Source organism: uncultured Negativicoccus sp., assembly GCF_902480485.1.
GTDB classification, from domain to species: domain Bacteria; phylum Bacillota; class Negativicutes; order Veillonellales; family Negativicoccaceae; genus Negativicoccus; species Negativicoccus succinicivorans.
The window spans coordinates 1-6,630 of sequence record NZ_CABSTC010000062.1 but is presented as its reverse complement, the minus strand read 5'-3'; the positions used below and the strand labels follow the sequence as shown (position 1 = coordinate 6,630).

9 protein-coding genes are annotated in these 6,630 nt (G+C 54.3%); 2 read left to right on the top strand and 7 right to left on the bottom strand.

Features of this window, described 5'->3' with window-relative positions:
- Window positions 1–148: 148 nt before the first annotated feature.
- Both RDN69_RS05495 and RDN69_RS05490 read left to right on the top strand, forming a co-directional pair.
- Window positions 149–1,306 carry an MFS transporter gene (locus RDN69_RS05495; protein WP_288218338.1) on the top strand — a complete coding sequence of 386 codons (1,158 nt, stop codon included), beginning with the start codon at window positions 149–151 and terminating at the stop codon, window positions 1,304–1,306.
- A gap of 20 nt (window positions 1,307–1,326) precedes the next feature.
- Window positions 1,327–1,713 carry a hypothetical protein gene (locus RDN69_RS05490; RefSeq protein WP_288218337.1) on the top strand — a complete coding sequence of 129 codons (387 nt, stop codon included), beginning with the start codon at window positions 1,327–1,329 and terminating at the stop codon, window positions 1,711–1,713.
- Window positions 1,714–1,761: 48 nt separating this feature from the next.
- Here the strand turns inward: RDN69_RS05490 and RDN69_RS05485 are convergent, their stop codons facing one another.
- The 7 genes from RDN69_RS05485 to RDN69_RS05455 all read right to left on the bottom strand — a co-directional run.
- On the bottom strand, window positions 1,762–2,739 hold the full coding sequence (locus RDN69_RS05485; RefSeq protein WP_273259438.1) for a bile acid:sodium symporter family protein: 978 nt from the start codon (window positions 2,737–2,739) through the stop codon (window positions 1,762–1,764).
- Window positions 2,736–3,587: a pantoate--beta-alanine ligase gene (gene panC, locus RDN69_RS05480; protein ID WP_273259437.1), complete on the bottom strand. Its 852-nt coding sequence runs from the start codon at window positions 3,585–3,587 to the stop codon at window positions 2,736–2,738. Before panC ends, RDN69_RS05485 begins: the two co-directional genes overlap by 4 nt.
- 54 nt (window positions 3,588–3,641) lie before the next feature.
- Window positions 3,642–4,034, bottom strand: coding sequence for an aspartate 1-decarboxylase (gene panD, locus RDN69_RS05475; RefSeq protein WP_273259436.1), 393 nt, complete (start codon window positions 4,032–4,034; stop codon window positions 3,642–3,644).
- 397 nt (window positions 4,035–4,431) lie between these two features.
- A complete protein-coding gene (locus RDN69_RS05470) occupies window positions 4,432–4,842 on the bottom strand; it encodes an OmpH family outer membrane protein (RefSeq protein WP_034437176.1) in 411 nt (136 codons plus the stop codon).
- An 81-nt stretch (window positions 4,843–4,923) separates the two neighbouring features.
- Window positions 4,924–5,319, bottom strand: coding sequence for a GerW family sporulation protein (locus RDN69_RS05465; protein ID WP_156101839.1), 396 nt, complete (start codon window positions 5,317–5,319; stop codon window positions 4,924–4,926).
- A 2-nt stretch (window positions 5,320–5,321) separates the two neighbouring features.
- Window positions 5,322–6,230, bottom strand: coding sequence for a hypothetical protein (locus tag RDN69_RS05460; protein ID WP_034437174.1), 909 nt, complete (start codon window positions 6,228–6,230; stop codon window positions 5,322–5,324).
- A gap of 14 nt (window positions 6,231–6,244) precedes the next feature.
- Window positions 6,245–6,630 (bottom strand): cob(I)yrinic acid a,c-diamide adenosyltransferase (locus RDN69_RS05455; RefSeq protein ID WP_288218336.1); only part of this gene is annotated, 386 nt, incomplete at its 5' end.

Genomic DNA, 6,630 nt, shown 5'->3' with positions numbered 1-6,630 from the left:
GCATTTATTTCTATTTTTTAACTATGTGAAAATTTCGCAAAAATTCCACGTAAATTCAAATTTTTATTCTTGTGTCGCGAGACTTCCACTATGTTTGACAGAATGCCCGCGCTTTTATACGATAGAGGTATCGATTAAGGGGTGTAAAATGAATTTACAACATGGCGTGGTATTGGGTTGGAGCACGCTGCATTTACGCGCTTCGTTTTTGATGCTGACGCCGTTGTTGCTGGTGTTGCAGGCGCACTTCGGTCTGTCGCACGCGACGATCGGGATGCTGACGACACTGCCGCTGCTGGTATTTGCGGCGGTATCGCCTTTTGTCGGCAACTGGATCCCCCGCTGCGGCATGACGCGACTGTTCGGCGGCGCGATGGTGTTGTTGGCGCTAGGCGTCGTCCTGCGTTCGTACGCGGGCATCACCGGTCTCTTTGCCGGAACCGTGCTGCTTTCGGCGGGCGTCGCGATCGGCAATGTGCTTTTACCGACGCTCACCAAAGCTTGGTATCCCAAACATACGGCGCTGGCGACCGGTATTTTTGTCGTCGCGATGAACGGTATGAATGCCGTCAGCAATGCGATTGTGATTCCGCTCGCCGCGCATTACGGCTGGCAACTCGTGTGCGCCTCCTGGGCGGCGACGGCGGTGGTGGGCGCGGGACTGTGGTTTTCATTACCGAATCGGCGACCGACGGCGCGTGCGCATAAAGAGCTTTCCATTCGCGCGGTCTTTTCCCACTATGCAGCGTGGTGGGTCGCGTTGTTTATGGGTTTGCAATCTCTGGTCTATTTTTCGCTGGTCACGTGGTTGCCGTATTGGGTCGTCGCGAAAGGTTACGATATGGCGCTCGGCGGTTACTATTCGTTTCTGTTTCAGCTGATCAGTTTGCCCGCTTCCCTTTTGACGCCGCTTTTGGCGCAGGGGCGCTATCGCCGTCACTACGGCGCGGCGGCGGGTCTGATATATCTTACGGGTTTTTATTTCGTATTTGCCGCGCAAACGTCACTGTGGTTGACGGCGGCGATCATTTGGATCGCGCTGGCCGCCGGCGCCACGTTCAGTCTGTGCATGCTCGCCTTCGCGGTACGCGCCGCGAACCCTCTGATCGCGTCGCGCCTTTCCGGCGTCGGTCAGGCGATCGCGTATCTTTTAGCGGCGATCGGACCGGTCGGCGTGGGCGCGTTGTACGGCATGTACGGAAGCTGGCCGCCGCTGCTGTCGTATTTTATCGGCGCGTGCTTGTTGCTCGCGTTGTGCGGCTACCATGCGTTGCATTTTACCAAAGTGGGCGAAGACGCTCGCTGATATTTTGAAAAGAGGTATATATGGCTACCCAATCGGATTATCAAAACGGCTTCGGCCGCACGACATATATCTGCGGTCTTATCACAGGTGTCGTAATGGGCGCAATGACGTTCATGGATCTTATCCCCACATCCTTCCCCCTAAATCTCATCGGCAACATCGGCGTGGCAATTCTTTTCTTCGCCGTCGGCATGCGTCTCAGTCGCGTCGGTCGGCCGGTGGAATACGTGTACATCATGCTCGTGCCGATTCTGTCACTCGCGTACGCGATTTTCTTGATTTGGCTGCCGGATCGACCGCAGCCGCAAAATAAAAAATTTCATGTGCTGCACATTGCCGCCGCGTTCGCAATCTACGTCGGTATCGCGCGCTTGATTCAAATTTTCGTGTATCCGATGTTCATCTGAATGAACGCAACAAAAAAGACTCTCCGCGGAGAGTCTTTTTTATATGGTTTACTGTGTTTCCAAAGGCAACTGTTCGACCGAATCCTTTGCTGTATCCGGTTCTTCCCGACGACGATAGCTGGCAAAGAGCGAGCCGGAAATATTGTGCCAGACGCTGAAGATCGCGCCGGGCAAAGTCGCCAACGGGTTGGCCGCGAAGTTCGCCGTCGCGAGCGCAATCGCAAGACCGCTGTTCTGCATGCCGACTTCGATCGCGATCGCCGTTGTTTTGGCGTACGACGCTTTCGCCTGCCGCGCGGCCAAGTAGCCGAGGCCGAGACCGACCAGGTTGTGAATCGCCACTAAACCAATCACAATCAGACCGCTCGTCAACACTTTTTCGCGGTTCACCGCCACGATACCGGCGATGATGAAAACGATCGCCGCGACCGAAACCAACGGGAAAACATCCTGTACCGGTTTGATTTTGGAACGGAACAGCGTGTGCAGCAAAAGACCGAGCAGGACCGGAATCAAGACCACTTTGACGACGGAAATAATCATCGCCCAAAGCGAAACATTGACCCACGCACCGGCGAGACCGAACACCAAGAACGGCGTGGCCAGCGGCGCCAAAAGCGTCGAGACGATCGTCATGCCGACCGAAAGCGCGACGTCGCCGCCGGCGATGTACGTAATGACGTTACTCGCCGTGCCGCCCGGGCAGCAACCGACCAAAATGACGCCGAGCGCCAAGTCTGTCGGCAATCCCAAGCCGGCCGCCAACGCCCACGCGGCGACCGGCATCACCGTATACTGCAACGCCACGCCCAAAAGCACTTCCCGCGGACGGGCGAACACGACGGCGAAATCTTCGGCGTGAATGGAAAGCCCCATGCCGAACATCGCCGCGCCTAAAAACCAAGCGGTATACTGTACCGCCCAACCGAATAATTCCGGTTGTAAAAATGCCCACGCCGTGAAAATGATGATGATGGCGCCGATGTAACGCGTGAGCGCGCCGGTGATCTTCACGATAGTTTTCATCGCGCACCTGCCGGATCGAACGAGAAATTATCAATGAGACGCGTTTTGCCGATATACACGGCCATCGCGACCAAAACAGCCCTGTCAACGCGATCTGCGGGTTGCATGGTTTGCGCGTCCACCATTTCCAAATAATCCACACGGGCGAGCGGTTCGTTTTCCAGAATCTCGCGCATCGGCTGCAACACATCGGCGGCCGCCATCTTCGGCGCGATCGTTTGCTGTCCTTGTTTCACCGCTTGCGAAAGGCACAACGCGGCGCGACGTTCCGCCGCGCTCAAATACGTGTTGCGGGACGATTTCGCCAAACCGTCCTCTTCACGCACGATCGGGCAACCGACAATCGTCACCGGAAAATTCAAATCCGTGACCATCTTGCGAATAATTGCTAATTGCTGGGCGTCTTTCTCACCAAAGTACGCCCGCTCCGGCCGGACAATATTAAATAATTTACTGACGACCGTGCACACACCGCGAAAATGAATCGGGCGCGACTTGCCGCACAATGTCGACGACAATCCCTCGATATTGACATACGCCGCCGGATCGTGGTACATCTCTTCCGGCGTCGGATGAAAAATCGCCGCGGCGCCGTTTTTTTCACAACGCGCTTGATCCTGCGCGAAATCGCGCGGATACGCTTCCAAATCTTCCTGCGGTCCGAACTGCGTCGGATTGACAAAATCGGAAACGACTACGCAGTCATTTTCCGCGACCGCTTTTTGAATCAAACTTTCATGGCCTTCATGCAGAAAGCCCATCGTCGGCACGAGACCGACGGTTTTTCCCTCTTTGTGCCAGGCGTCGACTAAGGCGCGCACCTCGGCAACGGTAGTACAAATTTGCATGGATATCCGTCCTTTTCAGTAGATTGGAAGATAGCCTCTTTTGACCCCGCAGTCCTATGCCTGGTCGCTTAACCTGCCGTGCTGTTCGTAATCGGTTACGCGATGAATACGGTTGTCTTCCTCTACAAATACGACGGTCGGTCGGTGCTGTGACGCCTCTTCGGGTGTGAGATCGGCGTACGCCATGATAATTACTTTATCTCCGACACTGACGCAGCGGGCGGCTGCGCCGTTTAAGCAAATCACGCCGCTGCCGGCTTCACCGGCAATGGTATACGTGCTGAAACGTTGGCCGTTATTCACGTCCACGATCTGCACTGCCTGGTATTCTTGAATACCGGCGGCTTCTAATAATGCGCTGTCTACCGTAATACTTCCTACATAATCCAATTCCGCCTGGGTTACGGTGGCCCGGTGGATTTTTCCCTTTAACATGGAAATCGTCATTGGTTCCCCCCTTGCAATAAAAAAATCATGCGCGCTCGAAAAGCGCCCATGACTACTTACGAAGGGCATGAACTACGGGTCAAAATGAGTATAGTTTCAAGCGAATACTATCTCCGTTGTTCAGTATAGCACAGATCATTTTTATGTAAAGTCGGATGCGAAATCCGTACGTGCGTAATTTTTGTCGCGGTCGTATGATTGCTCCAAATTTCCGCCAAGTCCGCGCGCAAACAATGGCGACCGCCCGCTTAGAAAAATTTTCCGAATCCGCACGTCGTGCGGTAATTTCCACCGCCGACTGACAATCACTCTTTATGTTGCGAAAAGGTTGCCGCTTGCCGTAAACCTTTCGCGGCACAAAAAAACACCTCGTATGAGGTGTTTTTTATGTTACGACTTAAAATTTTTTCTGCACGTCTACGGTCACGTCTTGGCCGCCGGCCACTACCGCGTCACGATCCAGAATGGCGTCCAAGCCTTTTTCCTGACGGGTTTTTTCGATCGCTTTTTGAACATCTCGCATGATCGGTCCTATCAGTTCCTGTTCTTTTTCCGATAATTCTCTCTGCAATTTCATGTAGAGATCGCGTTTCGCGTTATCGTCTTTCAGTTTGACAACTTCTTTGTCAAACTTCTGCTGCTGTTTTTGCGTTTCCGCTTTCAGCGTCAACTGGGCTTTCATCATGCGCGGATGCGCCTGCATCAGAGCCTGCTGATTCACGTAGCCGATACCGGCTGCCGCCGCGGTCAGCATCGTGCCGCATGCGAACACTCCGGTAAGCGCGAGCGCTATCATTTTTTGTTTCATTCGTGCCTCCTTTGGGCATTATGCCTTGCGTATATTGTAACGTATGAGGATACAGCGCGCAAATTAGGGGCGCGTGAGAACTCAAGGATGGAGTTCGTCGTCTTCCTTAATGTAAATAAATTTGTCTTTGCGCATTTTGTCGATAATTTCCGGCACCATGTTGAGCAATTTTTCAAAGGCGCCGCTCTTGTTACCGTCTTTCACGGAGAAGAGTTCCACGCGGTCGCCCTTGATGACAAGAATCGCAGTCGGTGTCATTTTGCCGCCGCCGCCCGCGCCGTCGCCTTTCGTTCCGGCGCCGCCGGTACCGAAGCCGAATGCCACGTCGACAAAAGGCACGAGCGTGGTGTCTCCGATATGTACCGCTTCGCCAACGACGGTTTCCACCGAGATCATGTGTTTGAAGCTCTGGAACAACGCCTCGATTTTGTCACTCGTGTACGTTGCCATCGGTTCGTTCGTTTTCTTCGTTTCCATTGTTATTCCTCCTTGTTGATGACGTGACGCCAGTAGTACCATGCGGTCTTGCGGACCGGTGCCGCACAGACAAGTCGCAGAGAATCCCAAACAACAGCCAGCGGTCGAATGCCGCCGCCGGTGCGAAAGCGACCTTCGACAACTTCTTCGTTAAAGACAAATCCGGTACGCGAAGCAAGCGCGGGCAGCGACGCATACATGGCGCCCATCAAAAGACCTTGCGTGTACGGATCCGCCAAACCGACCGTCGCTTCGCCTTCCGCGTAACGCGGTTTGGCTCGCCCCCATAAACGGGAAAGATACGTTGCCAACGGTTGTAAAATATCTTGCGCCAAGGCGTAACGGACCAATCCGAGATAGTCTTTTACGCCCGGTTGCGGCTTCGCTTTGTCGTCCTCGTCGCGCGCTTCCTGCCGTTCGCGATGGCGTTCGGCTTCACGCTCCAGACGATCCCATTCGGCGGCGACATCGGGATCCGTTTTTTTACGCAGCCGTTCTTCTTCCGCGTAGTAATCGGCATCGGCTTTAGCGGCTTCGGCTCGTTCGGCCGCTTTTTGACGGATCGTTTCCGCGTCTTCGTTTGCTTTTTTGCGCCGTTGTTTACCTTCTTTGGCCTGTTCTTCCATTTGTTTGGCCCGCGCTTCGATGCCTTCCGCTTTAGATTCCGGGTGCGAATTCATGCCGCCGAACGGCCATTTCACTTCCCAGAAAAGTCCGGCGCCGCTGTCATATCGCGCCTGCGCCGCTAAAAGCTCCCACGCCCAATCGATTTTGACGCGGGTCGCCATGCCCTCATATTTCTGCACGGCGAATTCATAATGAACGCGCTGCCACAAAAAAATCAGCAATACGACAAGAATGAGGATAATCAGTGCAAGCAGCGCCCAAAGGATCGTGGTCACTATTTCCATCTTTCCCCACTCCTTCAGTCTTCGATGCCGCGACGATTCGCGACACCGGCGTCATAGTAATGTTTCACGTTGCGCATTTCGGTCACAAGATCCGCGCGGTCAACTAACCATTGCGGCGCTTTACGACCGGTGAAAACAAGCTCGGTGCCGACCGGTTTAGCGGCGATCAGCGCTTCGCAATCCTCCCGCGTGACCAAGCCGAAATGCAACGCGACATTGATTTCATCCAAGATCACGACATCGTACTCTCCTTTCGCCAGCGTTCGCGCGGCGATTTCCACGCCGCTGCGACACGCTTCGACGTATTCGGCGGGCGGATTTCCCGGCGGAAACACGACGACATCGGTGAGCGCTTTTTTAGTTTCTTCGGTGAGCGTTCCTTCTGGCGCGATGAAATATG